This window comes from Bradyrhizobium sp. P2_E8 (assembly GCF_056403875.1).
Genome location: NZ_JBFUES010001452.1, coordinates 1 through 1,338, shown reverse-complemented (window position 1 = coordinate 1,338; position 1,338 = coordinate 1). Strand labels below are relative to the sequence as shown.

Here is a 1,338-nt window from a genome sequence, read left to right as displayed (position 1 = left end):
AGCGAATCCGGCTCTTCCGGCTTGGAATCGACCTGCATCTTCAGCCGCGCCGCGGCCTCGTCCATGAGGTCGATCGCCTTGTCCGGCAGGAAGCGGTCGGTGATGTAGCGGTTGGACAGCGTCGTGGCCGCCACCAGCGCGGAATCGGTGATCCGCACGCCATGGTGCTGCTCGTACTTGTCCTTCAGCCCGCGCAGGATCGAAATGGTGTCCTCGACCGAGGGTTCGCTGACGAAGATCGGCTGGAAGCGCCGCGCCAGCGCTGCGTCCTTCTCGACGTGCTTCTGGTACTCGTCGAGCGTGGTCGCGCCGATGCAGTGCAGTTCGCCGCGCGCGAGCGCCGGCTTCAGCAGGTTCGACGCGTCCATCGCGCCGTCGCCCTTGCCGGCGCCGATCAGCGTGTGCATCTCGTCGATGAACAGGATGAAGGTGCCCTCGCTCCCGGTCACTTCCTGGAGCACGGCCTTCAGCCGCTCCTCGAACTCGCCGCGGTATTTCGCGCCGGCAATCAGCGCACCGAGATCGAGCGAGAGCAGCTTCTTGTCCTTCAGGCTCTCCGGCACGTCGCCATTGACGATGCGCAGCGCAAGGCCTTCGGCGATGGCGGTCTTGCCGACGCCGGGCTCGCCGATCAGGACGGGGTTGTTCTTGGTCCGGCGCGAGAGCACTTGAATGGTGCGGCGGATCTCSTCGTCGCGGCCGATGACCGGGTCGAGCTTGCCGTCGCGCGCCGCCTGGGTCAGGTCGCGGGCATATTTCTTCAGCGCGTCATAGGCGTTCTCGGCGGTCGCCGAGTCGGCCGTGCGGCCCTTGCGCAGCGCCTCGATGGCCGCGTTGAGGTTTTGCGGGGTGACACCGCCCTTGCTGAGGATCGCGCCGGCCTCGCTGGTCTTCTCCAGCGTGAGGCCGAGCAGCAGCCGCTCGACGGTGACAAAACTGTCGCCGGCCTTCTCGCCGGCCTTTTCGGCGGCATCGAAGGTGCGGGCCAGTTCGGGCGCAAGATAGATCTGCCCGCCGCCGCCGGAGACCTTCGGCACCTTGTTCAGGGCGTCCTCGGTCGCCTTCAGAATTGCGCGGGAATTGCCGCCGGCACGGTCGATCAGACCGGCAGCGAGCCCCTCATTGTCGTCCAGGAGGACTTTCAGGACGTGCGGGGTCGAAAACTGCTGGTGCCCCTCGCGCATCGCAAGCGATTGCGCCGACTGGATGAAGCCCCTGGATCGTTCGGTATATTTCTCGATGTTCATCTTTTCTGTCCCTCGGCCTGCCCATGGAGCCCTCTAAGGCACTCCACACGGCATCTTCATTGGGTTTCCGATTACCGCATTGACGTTTCTC

1 protein-coding gene is annotated in these 1,338 nt (G+C 65.2%); it reads right to left on the bottom strand.

Features of this window, described 5'->3' with window-relative positions:
- On the bottom strand, positions 1–1,247 hold a 1,247-nt coding region (locus AC1D00_RS41340), incomplete at its 3' end, for a Clp protease N-terminal domain-containing protein (protein ID WP_477014668.1).
- Positions 1,248–1,338: the final 91 nt, after the last annotated feature.